The sequence below is a fragment of the Dawidia cretensis genome (assembly GCF_018598175.1).
Taxonomy (GTDB): Bacteria; Bacteroidota; Bacteroidia; order Cytophagales; family Cyclobacteriaceae; genus Ohtaekwangia; species Ohtaekwangia cretensis.
This window is the reverse complement of sequence record NZ_JAHESE010000008.1, coordinates 132016-147566: the sequence shown is the minus strand read 5'-3', so window position 1 is coordinate 147566 and position 15551 is coordinate 132016. Positions and strand designations below refer to the sequence as shown.

Sequence of the window (15551 nt, the reverse complement as noted above, 5' to 3'; positions counted from 1 at the left end):
GGGTAAGTCGTATTAATAACACTTGAACGATCCATCGGAAAGATGGCGTTTCAGGATTAGAAGTTATTTGTATTTGCAAGGTAATAGCACGGTATTTCGCTAGTTATGAGACACATAGTTGTATTGCTTATCCTGATGGTATCAGGCATTATTTCCGGTTTTTCAAACACGATTCCTTCCAGGCCGGAACTTAAGCTGCCGGCCAATCAGCAACAGGATTATACCGACGGATTATTTTCGTGGACTTTTTCTTCCAGCAGCAACGGTACAGCAATACTGTACGATCTATACGTTGGCAGCAATCCGGCGAGTATCAACTTATTTCAGGACGGCATTTACGACGGTTTTGAAAACAACAAGGTTATTGTATTCTCCGATGGTGTTGATATTTCCGTTATTCTGCTGAATCCGCTGCCGGGCGGTACAACATTTTACTGGAAAGTTGTTGCGCGTGATGACCAGGGCCGATCGGAGAGTGCAGCATGGAGTTTCGCAACGCCGGACACGAATTTAAATGCCCCAACGAATCCCACCAACCCCACGCCGACGGCGGGAGCCGCTAACGCGCCGTGGACGCCGTTGCTTGGCTGGGACGAGAGTACAGACCTGGATGGTGACGCTGTTTCGTATAGTCTATACCTGGATTCGCTCACCAACCCATCAAAATTACTCGCCGGCAACCTGTCGGGAACCAACTTTAAAATAAATACCCCTTTGAAGGGGAATAAAACATACTATTGGAAAGTAGTTTCCGGCGATGGTCGGGGAAAAGAAAGCCAGAGTAGCATCTGGAGTTTTAAAACCGCAAATAATTTACCCCTACCACCCGTTGCACTTTTTCCTGCCAATAACAGTACAGGAATAGAACCTAACGTAGAGCTGTTATGGACCCGGTCATTCGACGCGGATAATGATGTTGACCATTATGAGCTCTGGTATGGAACCTCTTCTCAGGTAACCCAGATGCACGTTACAACATTGAGTAATAGTTTTTTATATCTTAACGCAGGTACAAAGTACTATTGGAAAGTTGCGGTAGTAGACAAACAAGGTGGTCGGACAGAAAGCGATACGTGGACTTTTACCACGAAGGCCGCGGAAGGTAACGAGGCTCCTGCTATACCGCTGATAACAGCCCCCTTGAATAACGCCGGTGGTGTAGGCCTGCCGCCCACGTTGGTGTGGGCGCCGTCGGTTGATCCTGATAACGATCCGGTATTTTATGATGTTTATTTTGGTACATCTGCGACAACGCTGCAGCGCGTTGGGTCAGGCTTAAGCACGCCGGAATTTGTTCCCACAGGCACAAGTCCCGCTATAAAATATTATTGGAAGATCACTGCAACGGATCGAAAAGGCGGGACGTCACAAAGTAGTGTGTCGGCATTTACGACGACTTCGGCAGATGTGAACATCACCGGCCTTTCTGTATATTATCGTTACTCTCATTTGCAGCAGTTATATGAGTATGCTGCGACGAACCTTTCTCCCGCTTTCAACAAGAGCATTGAAACGTATGAAGTGAAAGGCAAAACTACGATGACCGGGTTTGTAGCCCTCGTTTTAAACCACACAGGTTCCGTTGACGTTGATGTTGAGCTTCCATCGTATCTGACGCTGTCAACCAGCTCGCCCTATATATTTGGATTGCCGACCAACGCGTCGACAATTTATTTCGTCAGCGGCAATTTTTCCGCCCATAACCAGGTTACCGTGCGGGTAACTTCTGGCTCAGTAACAAGGTCTTATTCAATCGATTTGCAGATTAATCAGCTTCCGGATAAGCCCATACTCCTAAGTCCCGCGAATCTTTCAGATAATGTTGGGTTACAGCCCACCTTTGGCTGGCAGGGCGGTGAAGATCCCGACGGCACCCGAACACTATACCGTGTTTATGTGGGTACGTCGGCGACGAATATGCTCCTCGGGGGCACAGCCGTCAATACGAGCACTTTTACGTACGGGCAATCTTTGTTGAGCAATACCAAATATTATTGGAAAGTCGTGGCGCAGGATGTTACCAGTGAATCCACGGAAAGTGATATTTATTCCTTTGTGACGGAGAAAGATATAACAGGCACCGTGCCCGTGCTGACTTATCCACGAACGGTTTCTACGTACATGGATATTGATTTCGATATGCTGTGGCGATATGACCCATCAAAAAATGCGTCGTTCGATGTCTACCTCGATACTCAGAGCCCACCGGTAAGGGTGGCGGAGCACATTACCGACATGAAATATGCCGTGCATAATCTTCCCTATAGCACAACCTATTATTGGAAAATAGTAGCGCATAACGCCGACGGTACGACAGCTGAAAGTACGGTTCAGAACTTCCGCACGAAACCTCGCCAGGGTAATCCAACAGGGTCTTTTGTGGATACGCGCGATGGGCAGACCTATCAATGGGTGCTGCTGGGAGACCGTAAATGGATGATCCATAACCTGGCATATCAGCCTGATCCCGGCGATGGCTATTCGGGCTATAGCTACGTATTTGATGAATCTACCGGTGGCAAGGAGTATTTTGTGCTTGGCCATGATCCGGAAAATCTTAGAAAATACGGGTATTTGTATAACTGGAGCGGAGCATTGAATGCTGTCGATAATCCCGTTATAACGGTACCGAAACAGGGGGTATGTCCGGCGGGATGGGCGATACCAACGTCGGAGCAATGGGCTGACATCAATCCTTTGTTAGGCGGTGCGTCCGGAAGTGACGCCGTGGTAGCCAGTACAATTTTTTATGATACGTGGAGTGCCGCCAGCGGTAAGGAATCGTCGTGGCTGAACGTGAGTGGACTTAGCATTCTTCCGTCGGGTATGAAGATTGGAGGATCTATCTTTGAGGATACGAACGCTGCCTTTTGGTTAGCCAATATGGAAGCCGGTAAGGGCTCCTATATCCGGTATAGTTACACGCCCGCTAAGACCATTATTACGATCGGTAGCGATCCTATTCTCCAGGGTGCTGTTTCTGTTCGATGTGTAAAAGACAATAACCGTGCGCCGGTGAAACCTCTTCTGCAAAGTCCGCTTGATCGAAGCGTGGACCAGCCATTTACGACGCGCCTGGAGTGGCAGGCGGTTACCGATTCCGATGGTGAAGCGGTGACTTACACGTTATATGTCGATACGAGCACTACACCGGTACAGAAGGTTGCTACGGGTATTACGGGCACATTTTTTCAGGTGAAGGCGCTGAAGCAGAATACAACGTACTATTGGAAAGTAGTGGCCAGCGATACGCATGGCACAGTATCGGAAAGCGACGTGTGGCGTTTTACAACACTACCCAATGCGGCAAACGCTTCTCCCAGGGTGCCTACACTGACGCAGCCTGCTAACAACGCCACGGCAGTATCCCGTTTGCCGGTGCTGCGTTGGAATGCCTTATCCGATAGCAACGGAGATCCCGTGTTTGCCCGTGTGTATATCGGAACGTCGGCGAGTGATCTTACGATCGTTGCTGAAGATATTACGAGTAACCAGTATACGGTAACGACGAAATTGATTTCAAGTACCGAATATTATTGGCAAATAGTTGCCTACGACAATAAGGGCGGTGTTACGCCAAGCGCCGTTTATAAATTTATCACTGGAAACGCTGCACCGCCGAAGCCGGAATTGTTAACACCGGCCAATAACACCAACGGAACGTTGCGTAATCATATGCTGACCTGGAAGCCCGCTGTTGATCCCGATGGTGACAACGTTACGTATACTGTTTATACTGGCCTTTCGGCCGACGCACTGAGTGCACAGGCGGTTGCGATCCGTGAGAACTATTATAGTTTCGGTTTTGCGGATACGCCGGTTGGTACTGACTTTTACTGGAAGGTGGTCGCCTCGGATGCAAAGGGATTACAGACCTCCAGTGATACCTGGCGTTTTCGCACCTATGCTGTCGATGGAGGGATAAACACGGGAATTACCCTGGTGAGCCCGACCGACCGGGCAACGAACGTAGAGTTGTATCCAACGCTCTCCTGGAACGCGTTTGTGCAGAATGCCAAATATGATGTATACCTGCAACAGGGGACTTCTACGTGGGTGTTGACTGCCAGCGACGTTACAGCAACCTCCTTTACGGTAAGTAATTTTCTAGGGGAAAGTGGTCTGTTGCCGCATACATCTTATAATTGGCAAATTGTTTATAAAGATGGATCGGGTAAAATATTTGCTTCGCCACTTCGCACATTTACTACCCGAAATCTTTTGCCTGTAAAACCTGTGCTAACCGCGCCGACCAACCAGGCAACGCAACAGCCGTATACGTTAACCTTCGCATGGCAATCTACATCGGATCCGGACGGCGATAAGCTGGTATACGATTTTTATCTTGGTACGGGTGCGAACCCTACACAGAAGATCGCTGAGAACCTGATGCAAACGCAATTTAGTACCCCGCTGTATAGTGTGCTTCCGGGAACGCAGTATTATTGGAAGGTCGTTGCGAAAGATCAGTACTCCGGCGCAACGTCGTCTGATGTATGGTCATTTACCGTACAAAATGCCCCCCAGAATGAGGCTCCGTCAGCGCCCGGTTTACAGTTGCCCGCAAATTATGCACAGCACGGTGACACTCACCCTGTGTTATCGTGGGAGGCAGGCAAAGACCTGAATAATGACCCATTATTGTACGATGTGTATTTAGACATATCGTCTGACCTGAAATCTCCTGTAGCCACCGGATTGAATGTATTGACGTATAATGCCATTAACCTTCTGCCGCACACTACCTACTATTGGAAAGTTGTTGCCCGTGATGGACATGGCGGTGAAGCCGCAAGCGCAGTATGGAGTTTTAAAACACCGAACCGTGCGCCTAACGTGGTGACATTGATTGCGCCGTCGGATGAAGAAGAGCTTACGGTTTCCTCTACTGTACTAGCGTGGAATACCGCATTGGATCCTGATAATGATGTGGTGACATACGATGTGTACCTGGATGAAAGTATTAACCCTTCTACGCGCATCGCTGAATCGCTCACTACGCCGTCGTACCCGACACCAACGCTTTCTAATAATAAAACGTATTATTGGAAAGTTGTAACAAAAGATGTTTTTGGTGGAGCGACTTCGAGCGTGGTTCATCGATTCTACAGCGCGAATGAAGATCCTACTATCCCGGTATTGCTCAGTCCTGTGCGTGATGGTGCGATTGGCGTTCAATCGGTAAACTTAAGCTGGTCGTCCAGTGCAGATCCCGAGGGAGGGGTTGTTGCCTACGACGTGTACCTGGATAACAATGCTGCACCGCAGAAGAAGATCGGTACGGTCTACAGCGGAACGACAATTCTGACAACCCCGCTGGCGCTAAACACACCCTACTATTGGAAAGTAGTGGCCATTGATAAGTATGGGGGTGCTGCCGAAAGCGAGACGTGGCGAATCACGTATCAACCCGGAAGTACCAATCAACCTCCGGTATCGCCCGTACTAACGTATCCGCAGCATCAAAGCACGCTGTCTGGCCGTGACGTTACGCTTCGATGGCAAAACAGCACCGATCCCGAAGGCGATGACGTTTTGTACGACATATATCTGTCAGGACCATTGGGTACGGAAACACAACTCGCTACGAATTGGCCGTATACACACTATTCGCTCTACAACCTGGAATTTGGTAAGACCTTTTCCTGGCGGGTAGTGGCAAAGGATAACACGGGCAACAGAAGTAGTATGGTCTGGACATTTACAACGCCAGGGGGGCGTTACTACACGGTGTCCGGAAAGGTGCGGCACATTCAGGGGAATGCTTTGCAAGGCGCGTTGCTACAAGGTTTTCCGACAGCAGTGTATACCGATGCCACCGGAGTTTATGCCGGGCAAGTACCCGCAGGCTGGGAGGGGACTATAACACCGGTATTATCGCCGTATCAATTTAGTCCTGCCGGCATTCATGTTGCTGCCGTGCAAATGGATCTGACCGATCAGAACTTTATAGCATCGGAAGAACCTCTTTACAGTGTTGCCGGAACAGTAACCGATACGCGTAACCGACCCGTGGCAAATGTAGCGCTTTTGGGTTTCCCGGGTGCCGTAAGCACGAACGGTGCCGGTCAATATACGGCTGCTGTACCACAAGGTTGGTCAGGTACCGTATCGCCCGTTTTAGCGGACTATACGTTTGCCCCATCGCAGCGTGCATATGCTGGCGTGGGAGAGAATTTTTTGCTGGAAGATTATCAAGCGGTCTATACTGGCAGTTACACAATTTCCGGTACGGTTAAAAATGAAATAGGTCAACCCCTGTCTGGTATTGTGCTTAAAACCGAACAAGACGAAACGCAAACCGATATAGCCGGAAACTATGCCTTTCACATTTCTCCTGGCTGGAGTGGCACGGTAATGCCCGTTTCAGATAAATACACCTTCAATCCGGCGAACAAAACATATTCCGATGTGTGGGAGAACCAGCCAGAACAGAATTATACATCCGCCGTAGTTACCGGTACGGAAGGCGAGCTTGCGCAAGCGGGCTATATATATCCAAACCCTACCAGTGATTTAATTCAGATTGAACTGGCTAAACCGCTGAAAACGCCAGGCATGTTGGTGATCTATACAGCCAGTGGGCAAGAGGCTGCCCGCTGTACCCTGGTGGCAGGGACAAAGACGATCCGCTGGCAAGTCATCGACGCCTCCGGAAAACATCTGAATACAGGACTTTACTACTGTTGCGTTTTCGACACCAACAAAAATCGGATAATGCAAGGTAAGGTCATGGTTATGGACCAAAACTAAATGTGGCCAGTAAAAGCATTCGCGGCGACGAGCCCCTTAAAAAAGAAAAAGAGGAAGCCCGATTGAGCTTCCTCTTTTCTTTTACGGTTATAGCGTGATTTATAACGTGTACTTCGGAATAAACGCGAGGGAGTTATATTGGTTTTCATTGTTTTCGCCTAATGTAGCCACGTAGGTAACAGTAGCGGAAGCAATATTGATCTTCACGAAGTAGGTCTTCCTGAACTCCGGGCTATACAATGTGCCATACACCTCGCCCGTGGGGCTTTTCGCCATTGTTCTCAAATAAATGTAGTCCGTGGAAAAATCGTCGGAAAAACCTGTCAGGTCCATTGTCACCGATTCGCCCACAAACACACCTGCGTTTGTTACCCGATCAATGATCACTTCACCTTCGTTAGCATTCTCGCCGTTGGCAATCTGGAATTCACCGGCAGCGACATCGTAGAGCATGCCCAGGGCGCAGCAAATGTCGGCTTTCGCCGTTTTTGTAGAGCGGCCGCCGTCGGTGCCAAATTTCACTACGCCATTTCCGTCTCCATTGAAATCACCAATGGCAATCAGGCTATCGTCTGCGGCAACGGCCCAGTTTACGACGGCGTCCCAAACCTCTGCGCCGTTCGCGCCATCGTTCTCATTGATTCGCGTAGCGACTTTCGTCGACGGGTTGATCGTGTACAGGTATCCACCCTTATCGGTGTTGAGGCTGGCATAATACAGGCCTTTTTTATAATGGTAAACAAATCCTCTGACACTGGTCAGGGCCTCGTCGGCGTACATCGGCGTAAACGCCTCAGTCAATGCACCGGTGGTTGTATTTACAGCGAAAAATTTGCCATTCGCGCGATGGCTGGTGACTAGCGTCATCTTGTCTGTTACGGTTACCTGCACTGCGATGTTCGCACTGGCAACAAACTCGGCTACGCCGCTTTCAGCGACCGTGGGGGCTGGAGAAGATCCTGTCCAATCAATGTCAAAATCATCTGTCGTCAAATCCGTCGTGCCGTTGTTAAGTTTCACGAGCACGTGGACGTCTTTTCCGATGTTGGTAGGCACGGTAGTGCTGTAATTTGCTCCATCGTCTATAGAGTACAGCAGACGCAAATCGCCGCCCATGGTGTACGCGTCGCCATCGATGTCTGTCGTCGGAATGTTAAAGGTGGGCTTGTCGTCATCGCTGCAGGAAGAAAAATGAAATGCCGCGGTGGCAAGGGCTGCAAAAAACAGTAGTCTGGTTTTTTTCATAAAGTAGAATTGTTTATAATCTTTTAGGTTAAAGTGTCTAAGTAGATATTTTGGGACTTGTCATCTGCGGAAATACGTTTGCTTGAAGCCGCCTGCGACAGCGCCATTATTAAAAAAAGAGTAGGATTGCGCGCATGGGTACTGCGAAGTGCAGTTGCGCATATGCTTCGTGGGCAAGGACACAAGGTCACCGAAGCGGAAACGACCGTTCATTCGACTTTTCCGATAGAAGTAACCACAGCGTTGTCACAAACTATTTCCTTTCATTTGTTTTGGTTGTTCTTAGTGATTATCGACCGATGGATCGAAGAAACTACTCGATCGTTGGTTATTCTGATTTCATTACTTCTGCCGGGTCAACCATCCCGGAATAGCTCCACAATATGATCACCAATACGAGTGAGCCAATGGCCACCCATAATGGATAAATCGGTTGTGTAATGCGAACAGTTATTTCAGCACCGACACGTGGCAGCCGGGAGAATAGAATACACTTCTTTCCTGCAAATAAAAGTAGCAAAGCAGCAGTACTTTTCCGTTATTCCATAACGTAATCGAAGAGGATCAGAAGTGTTGTTTTGCGAGAGAAAGCCCCCAGGTATCCTGTAAGATAAACACTTAAATAGCACAATCATTTTAAACGGGTCGTATATGCCGCGGAGCACAAATAAGTTTATCAATACTATTGACGAGTGTTTAACCAACGGCGTCAGGAGCGGGATCTTCCAGGTGGCCACGGAAGATGGAAGCTTGAACGGAAGGCAGGTGACGATTGCCGGAAGGCAGGTCGTCAACTTCGGATCGTGCAGCTACCTGGGGCTGGAAATGGATGACAGGCTGAAGCAAGGCGCTATTGATGCCACTCTTCGTTATGGTACACAATATTCTTCTTCGCGTGCTTACTCGTCGTGTCACCTGTACGAGGAACTGGAGTCGCTGTTCTATAAAATCTTTGATAATAACCCCGCTGTACTGGCGGCGACAACAACACTTGCTCACGTGGCGGCAATTCCTATTCTTGTGCAAAATGACGACCTCGTTATTCTGGATCACCAGGTACATGGTAGTGTTCAACTCGCCGCGCAGCTTGCCAAAGCCCAGGGAACCCGCGTAGAGATGATCAAGCACAACCGTATGGATATGCTGGAGACGCTTATCGCAGAAAACCCCAATAAATACAACCGCATCTGGTACATGGCCGATGGGCTGTATTCCATGTACGGAGATTTTGCACCCATGAAGGACATTGTGTACCTATTGGAAAAGTATCACAATTTCCATTTATACATCGACGACGCACACGGCATGAGCTGGAAAGGAAACAACGGCAACGGCTATGTGCTGAGCCAAATTCCCTTGCATCCAAAAATGGTGCTAACGACGTCGCTGGCCAAAGGATTTGGAACCGGGGGCGGTGTTACCGTCATGTCAGACAAAGAAATGATGCGCAAGATCCTGACGTGTGGAAGCTCGTACACCTTCTCCGGTCCGGTACAGCCTCCCATGCTGGGCGCTTCTGTGGCAAGTGCTAAAATTCATTTAACCGAAGAAATCTACACGCTGCAAAACAGGTTGAAGCATAAAATCGACCTAACCAAAGCTATTATCGATCAATATGATCTTCCGTTGGTATACCCTTCCGATTCACCAATTTTTTATCTTGCCCTCGGTCTTCCCCGCACCGGGTATAACATGGTAAAACGGTTGCTGAAAGAAGGCTTCTTCACCAACATTGGTATTTTTCCCGGCGTGCCCGTGAATTGTACCGGCCTGCGGTTGCCGATTACCAACGGGCATACGGATCAGGATATTAAAAACTTATTGGAAATATTTCACTACCATTTTCCGAAGGTGCTGGAAGAAGAAGGCATTACAGTAGATAAACTAAGTGCCAGCTTCAAAGCGCCGTTCACACAAACTAAGAAACATTTCGCCGGGGCGACATTGTTCAATAAACAAGACGCATTTCATGTTCAGCATGAAACAACGATCAAAAAGGTGGACCCGGAAGTATGGAACAAACTGTTGGGGGAAAGTAATTATGATTGGGAAGGTTGCCGCTTTATGGAAGAAACATTCTGTAACAACGAAGAGACCGAAAATAACTGGCGGCTGCACTACCTCATCATCAAAGACTTGTCTGACAAAGTAGTGTTGGCCACGTTCTTTACCGAATTAATCTGCAAAGATGATATGATCGCCCCGTCGTCGGTGTCGGAGCAGGTCGAAGAGGTACGAAAAAAGGACAAATATTACCTCACGTCAAAGGTAATTATGATGGGATCCCTGATCACCGAAGGAAATCATTTGTTTCTGGATCGTAGTCATCCCCTGTGGAAGACGGCGGTACTGGAAATGCTTCGCATCATGAATGAGGTGAAACAGAGATCGGGTGCCAGCATGCTTCAATTGCGGGACCTACATAGCAGTGACAATGAAATGGCAGACTTTTTAATTCAGGAAGGTTTTATTAAAGTGGAAATGCCGGAAACACATAGTGTCCCTGATCTGACGACGTGGCATACGGAAGATGAATTCATGAAACGCCTGTCGGGCCCGAATCGCTGGCACTTCAGAAGAAAAATTCTGGATAACAAGCATTTTTTTAATGTCACCGTGTTGGCAGACGAGCAGAAACAACGGGAAGGCCGGATCGACGAATGGTACGGCTTGTATTCAAACGTAAAAGGTAAAAGCCTGGCGATTAATACATACGGATTACCCCGTAGGTATTTTGAGAATATCGCCCGTCATCCGTCGTGGGAAGTTATCCAGTTGAAATTAAAGCCCGAATATGCCGGGCACGAGCCGGTCGTTGCATTGGGATTCTGTTATCGGTCGGCACAGAATAACTATGCCATTGTTTTGGTAGGATTAAACTATGAATATGTTGTTAGCCACGGTAGCTACCGGCAGACGTTATACCAGTCCATTTTGCGGGCAAATGCGTTGACGTGCAACCGTCACTACATGGGCATGGATGCCGCCATAGAGAAACAACGTTTTGGTGTGGATGTTGTTTCTAAAAGTGTTTACATTCAGGCTGACGATAATTTTAACCTGGAATTATTAGCAACCGTGTATTCTAAAAAATAAGGTATGGAACGGCATAACCTCAAAGAGTATAAAACGACGTCTTTTTGGATGAATGGGGTAGATGAGGAGATCATCTTTTGGAACTATGCACCGGCGCTGGAGATGGATATTACCATCGCCCGGGAGTTAGTTCGGCATCGCCTGGCGTATACCCACGGGAGATCCGTATATGCCCTGATAGACGTTACCAATTTAAAGACGACTACGAAAGAAGCGCGCGATTTTATGAATAGCAGGGATGGCGGTCTGAAGGGGCTTTTAGGAGGCGCGTTCCTATCCAATAACGTAGTGGCAACACTTTTGGTAAACCTTTATCTGAGAGTGAGCACACCTGCCATTCCTGCCCGGTTCTTTACGAACCGGCAGGAAGCTTTGAACTGGTTGTTAAAAATAAAACTGGAAAATTCTGTGCTTAAATAGCCGCTACTGAAATGCGCAAGGACTTTCGAACAGGTGTTGTCGGTGTACAGGAATCGCTGGGTGGAATAAAGGATCAAAAGCGAACACTTTTTAATGCTACGGTAAATGGCAAAGATGAAGGATGATACTCAGACTGGAACCACAGCTGTTGATATCCAGTTGCTGCTGAAAGTATTGGAATTAAGTGAGGCGATAGCAAACGGGGACTTTTCAAAACGCATTGTTATTGATTTTGACGATAGCCCGCTGGCGAAAATTGCGGCCCACCTCAATCAATGGGCGGACCAGGTGCAGTTGAACAGTGTACAAAAGACGCACGAGCAGACCGTCAATAGTTTCATCGAAGTGATCAGCTCGTTTGCCAACCACGACTTCACACAAAAACTTTCGATATCAGAAAATGGTACCGTCATGGATGCCATTGCAACCGGTATAAATATCCTCGGCGAAGAATTACAACAAACTACCGCCTCTAAACTGGAGCTGGAAACTGAGCGGAACAAGCTTAACGAGGCACAATCCATGGCCAAGGTGGGCAGCTGGGAGCTGGATGGTTCTTCATTGACTTTAAAAGCGTCTCATGAGACGTACCGGATTTTGGGTTTAACCCGAAATGAAACCCCTAACCTGTTTGACGCATTCAGACGGAAAGTGCATAAAGATTACCTGCCGAAGCTGAACCACCTGATCAGGTCCGCGATTGAGAAAAAGGAAGATTTTATATTAGAGATGAAGGTCATTCTGGACGACCAAAGCGTAAAAGATGTACTTTGTATTGGCGAAGCGCTCGCAGACGAAACTAACTCCGTCGTGAATTTGAAAGGAACAATTCAGGACATATCAGAACGTAAGCAGATCGAGCAATCCCTGAAGGAAGCGAAGGAGTTTGCCGAGGAAGCAAACAACGCCAAAAGTAAGTTTCTGGCAAACATGAGTCACGAAATACGCACGCCGCTGAATGGTATACTGGGACTCACAGAAATTATGCTGGGAGAGCAAGTTTCGGCTGAGCATCGCGGCTACCTGAATGTCATTCACGAATCCGGCAAGAACCTGGCGCGCTTAGTGAACGACATTCTTGATCTGAGCAAGATTGAAAACAAGAAACTTCAGTTAGAAAGCATCACGTTTGATTTCCATAAAACAATTTCCGCCACGGTTAATTCGTATAAATTTCTGGCCGATCAAAAGGGACTTACGCTATCCTGTCACATCGATCCGTTAATTCCAGCGGAAGTAATCGGAGACCCTACACGCGTATCACAGGTATTGACAAACCTGATTAGCAATGCCATCAAGTTTACGGAAGAAGGTAGTATAGAAATCCGCTTATCGCTTCAAGCCCGCAAATCGACAGAATTAGTCGTTCATGGCGCTGTTATTGACACCGGCCTTGGCATACCGAAGGAAAAATTGGACTTGATCTTCCAGAGCTTCACCCAGGCAGATGATAGCTTCACGCGGAAGTATGGCGGCACCGGGCTTGGACTAAGTATCGTGAAAAACCTGCTGGCGCAGATGAAGGGAAGTGTTTCCGTGGAGAGTCCGGCAGACCCGGTGCGCAATACAGGTTCAATATTTCGTTTTTCATTGACCTTGAATGTGCCCGGTAGAGTGCCAAGTGAAACACAAACGACAAATACACAAAAGAAATTAGCCTTTAAAAACCCGGTCACGATCCTGGTAGTAGACGATAACCCGATGAATTTATTAGTCGCAAAGAAGATGCTCAGAAAATTCGGTGCCGAGGTTACGATCACCCAGAGCGGCTTCGACGCAATCGATTTGGTTAAAAGAACGCAATTCAATCTGGTACTCATGGATATCCAAATGCCTGGAATCACCGGGTATGAAACAGCAGCAGAAATGCGTAGACTGAATTTCAAGATGCCCATACTCGCCCTGTCGGCCAACGGCTATGAAGATGACATACGGCAAAGTATGGCTTCGGGAATGAACTATCATATCACAAAACCCTATACGGAACTGCACTTGTTTGAAACCGTAAATAAATATATCGGGAGTGATGCGACCTGATTACAAAAACAGAGCGAGTGTGAGCGCTCACCAGCGCCCGCACTCGCTCGTACACTTGCTCTCAATGAAACCTAATTCTTACAGAAGGATAGCCAATCTTCAATATTACCATGCTGGCTCTCGCCATTGGTAAGTTTCAGTTCAACTGAAAAGATGACCGTGTAAGCACATTTATCTAACGTGCTAACCGGTACCAGGGCAGGGTTATGTAATTCAGTAGCCGTTCCAAAGGTTTCGGCTACTGAGCCCACAGGTGAAACATTTTGAATCGAGTAAGGCCCCCCGGGTCCATAGAGCGTAAGACTGACTCCTCCCATGTTGGGATTGGCAGCCGTATAATTCACGTGAAGCGCATCCGTGATCGGTGTACATCCGGTACCTCCGCCACCACCGATCATTTCCTGAATATCGATACAGGCGACACCTCGCTCATCCGAGGTTTGCGGCATCCATGAACCAAACTGTGGAACGCTTTTATAAATAGTATTGAACATCGCTACCGGGTTGGAAACCCCCGCGGGTACTTCAGACGCCGCATTGCCTACCGCCCGTTTTCTCATGCGTATTTTAAAGAAACGGTTTTGCTGAAGAGCAGCAACGGTGGTGGTAGACTGACCCTGAACAAGCCCGGCCATGTTTACCGTGCCGCCATTCAGCGTATCGGTATTCAGGCTCAGCAATTCGCCATTGACGTTGGGCGCAAAATTGGAAGCCTGGGGTACCGCGATCCAACCACTACCATCCACACCTCCGCTCACATTACCCACTTTGTAGGGCGTAATACTGATGGGATTCATAGGGTCGCCGGTGAACGTAAAGAATGTACCGATCTCGGCTTCACACATTTGAGACGCCGTTACTTTTTTCCATACACCGATCTCCGGTCCACCGGGACCGTTTGTCTCGATGGTATCGAAGCTATATTCCATAGCAGCGCCATTTAATTTTTGAGTGAGGCTACCGCGCAATTTGATACAGCTGAAAAAGGCCTGACCGGCCGGAGTTTTTCCCGTCGCCAGTGCAATCACGTTCGGGTTTCCGCTGGCTACGAGCTCGTTGATGAAGTGATTTCCATTGTTGCCGATCTTAGTAAAGGAAGCAGGAATACCGGTGGGCGGAACAATTAATTCTTTCAGGCAAAGCTCTACACAGAGACAATAACCGACGTTTTTTCGGCGGTTAGCAGAAGTCTCGCCCTGTATTTCCGTGCTATTGTATTCGTACTTGAAATACACATCGGGGCCGCTTTGGAAAGTGAATGGATTGCCCTTGTCCGTTTCCACATTTACCCAGGGTGACAAGAACGTTTGTTTGAAATCACGCGATGTGTAATCAATTCGGAAGTGCCCATGAACGTCTGTGACAGCGCTGCCCAGATTGTCATCCGTTAAGAAGTCCGCGTCCCAGGCAGTTACTTTAACGCCGGGTATAGGCGTCTTTGTGCCACATACATATAGGTGACCGCAAATTACCCACGCATCAAAATAGCGGCCGCGAATATGACACCACCATTTTGCCGCGATACAATACCTCCACTGGAAATAGTAATTATCCGTTTCTCTTTCGAGCCGCCATTGCGCAAAGATCGTGGTGAGATGAAACTGCAGCGGATCTTTTATGGATTTCTTGTTGCCGGGTACCTGTCCACATACAAAATCAATATCAAAGGATGTGGTGTTACCATATTTTTCGTCCAGGGTAAATTGATAATCTCCCTTTTCATCGGTCTTCGTGGTAGCAATCAGCAAACTTTTTCTGGCCGCTTTTTCTTCCTTTTCTACCAGGTGAAATGTTTCTTTCGTGTCGGCAACGGTGGTTTCTACTATCCTTTCTTTTTGCCAGGGCAGATAAAGCAATACTTCCACGCCGGCTAACGATTCCGAACAATCGTCACACAAATGACCACAAAGGTGTCCTTTAATGATGTACTTCATAAAATTTAGAGGGTTTGTTTTTGACTACTTTTTTTTGGTAAACAAAAAAAAGCCCATCACGACAGT

At 47.8% G+C, this 15551-nt stretch carries 6 protein-coding genes; 4 read left to right on the top strand and 2 right to left on the bottom strand.

What is annotated here, in order from left to right; translation table 11 throughout:
* The first annotated feature begins 105 nt into the window (after positions 1-105).
* The gene (locus tag KK062_RS11030) at positions 106-6753 is read left to right on the top strand and encodes an FISUMP domain-containing protein (protein ID WP_254084354.1); all 6648 of its coding nucleotides are present in this window, start codon (positions 106-108) and stop codon (positions 6751-6753) included.
* A gap of 99 nt (positions 6754-6852) precedes the next feature.
* Here KK062_RS11030 and KK062_RS11025 read toward each other — a convergent pair whose 3' ends face one another.
* Positions 6853-7998 carry a hypothetical protein gene (locus KK062_RS11025; RefSeq protein ID WP_254084353.1) on the bottom strand — a complete coding sequence of 382 codons (1146 nt, stop codon included), beginning with the start codon at positions 7996-7998 and terminating at the stop codon, positions 6853-6855.
* A 651-nt stretch (positions 7999-8649) separates the two neighbouring features.
* Here KK062_RS11025 and KK062_RS11020 point away from each other — a divergent pair.
* The 3 genes from KK062_RS11020 (at position 8650) to KK062_RS11010 (ending at position 13551) form a co-directional block, all read left to right on the top strand.
* A complete protein-coding gene (locus tag KK062_RS11020; RefSeq protein ID WP_254084352.1) occupies positions 8650-11094 on the top strand; it encodes an aminotransferase class I/II-fold pyridoxal phosphate-dependent enzyme in 2445 nt (814 codons plus the stop codon).
* A gap of 3 nt (positions 11095-11097) precedes the next feature.
* Entirely contained in the window at positions 11098-11514 is a 417-nt protein-coding gene (locus tag KK062_RS11015) for a DUF7793 family protein (RefSeq protein WP_254084351.1), read from the top strand.
* Between the two features lie 105 nt (positions 11515-11619).
* Positions 11620-13551, top strand: coding sequence for an ATP-binding protein (locus KK062_RS11010; RefSeq protein ID WP_254084350.1), 1932 nt, complete (start codon positions 11620-11622; stop codon positions 13549-13551).
* 71 nt (positions 13552-13622) lie between these two features.
* Here KK062_RS11010 and KK062_RS11005 read toward each other — a convergent pair whose 3' ends face one another.
* Positions 13623-15485 carry a transthyretin-like family protein gene (locus tag KK062_RS11005; RefSeq protein WP_254084349.1) on the bottom strand — a complete coding sequence of 621 codons (1863 nt, stop codon included), beginning with the start codon at positions 15483-15485 and terminating at the stop codon, positions 13623-13625.
* Positions 15486-15551: the final 66 nt, after the last annotated feature.

Coding starts and splice junctions, on each gene's coding strand:
- KK062_RS11030 (WP_254084354.1), top strand. CDS start 106: ATGAGACACATAGTTGTATTGCTTATCCTGATGGTATCAGGCATTATT.
- KK062_RS11025 (WP_254084353.1), bottom strand. CDS start 7,998: ATGAAAAAAACCAGACTACTGTTTTTTGCAGCCCTTGCCACCGCGGCA.
- KK062_RS11020 (WP_254084352.1), top strand. CDS start 8,650: ATGCCGCGGAGCACAAATAAGTTTATCAATACTATTGACGAGTGTTTA.
- KK062_RS11015 (WP_254084351.1), top strand. CDS start 11,098: ATGGAACGGCATAACCTCAAAGAGTATAAAACGACGTCTTTTTGGATG.
- KK062_RS11010 (WP_254084350.1), top strand. CDS start 11,620: ATGGCAAAGATGAAGGATGATACTCAGACTGGAACCACAGCTGTTGAT.
- KK062_RS11005 (WP_254084349.1), bottom strand. CDS start 15,485: ATGAAGTACATCATTAAAGGACACCTTTGTGGTCATTTGTGTGACGAT.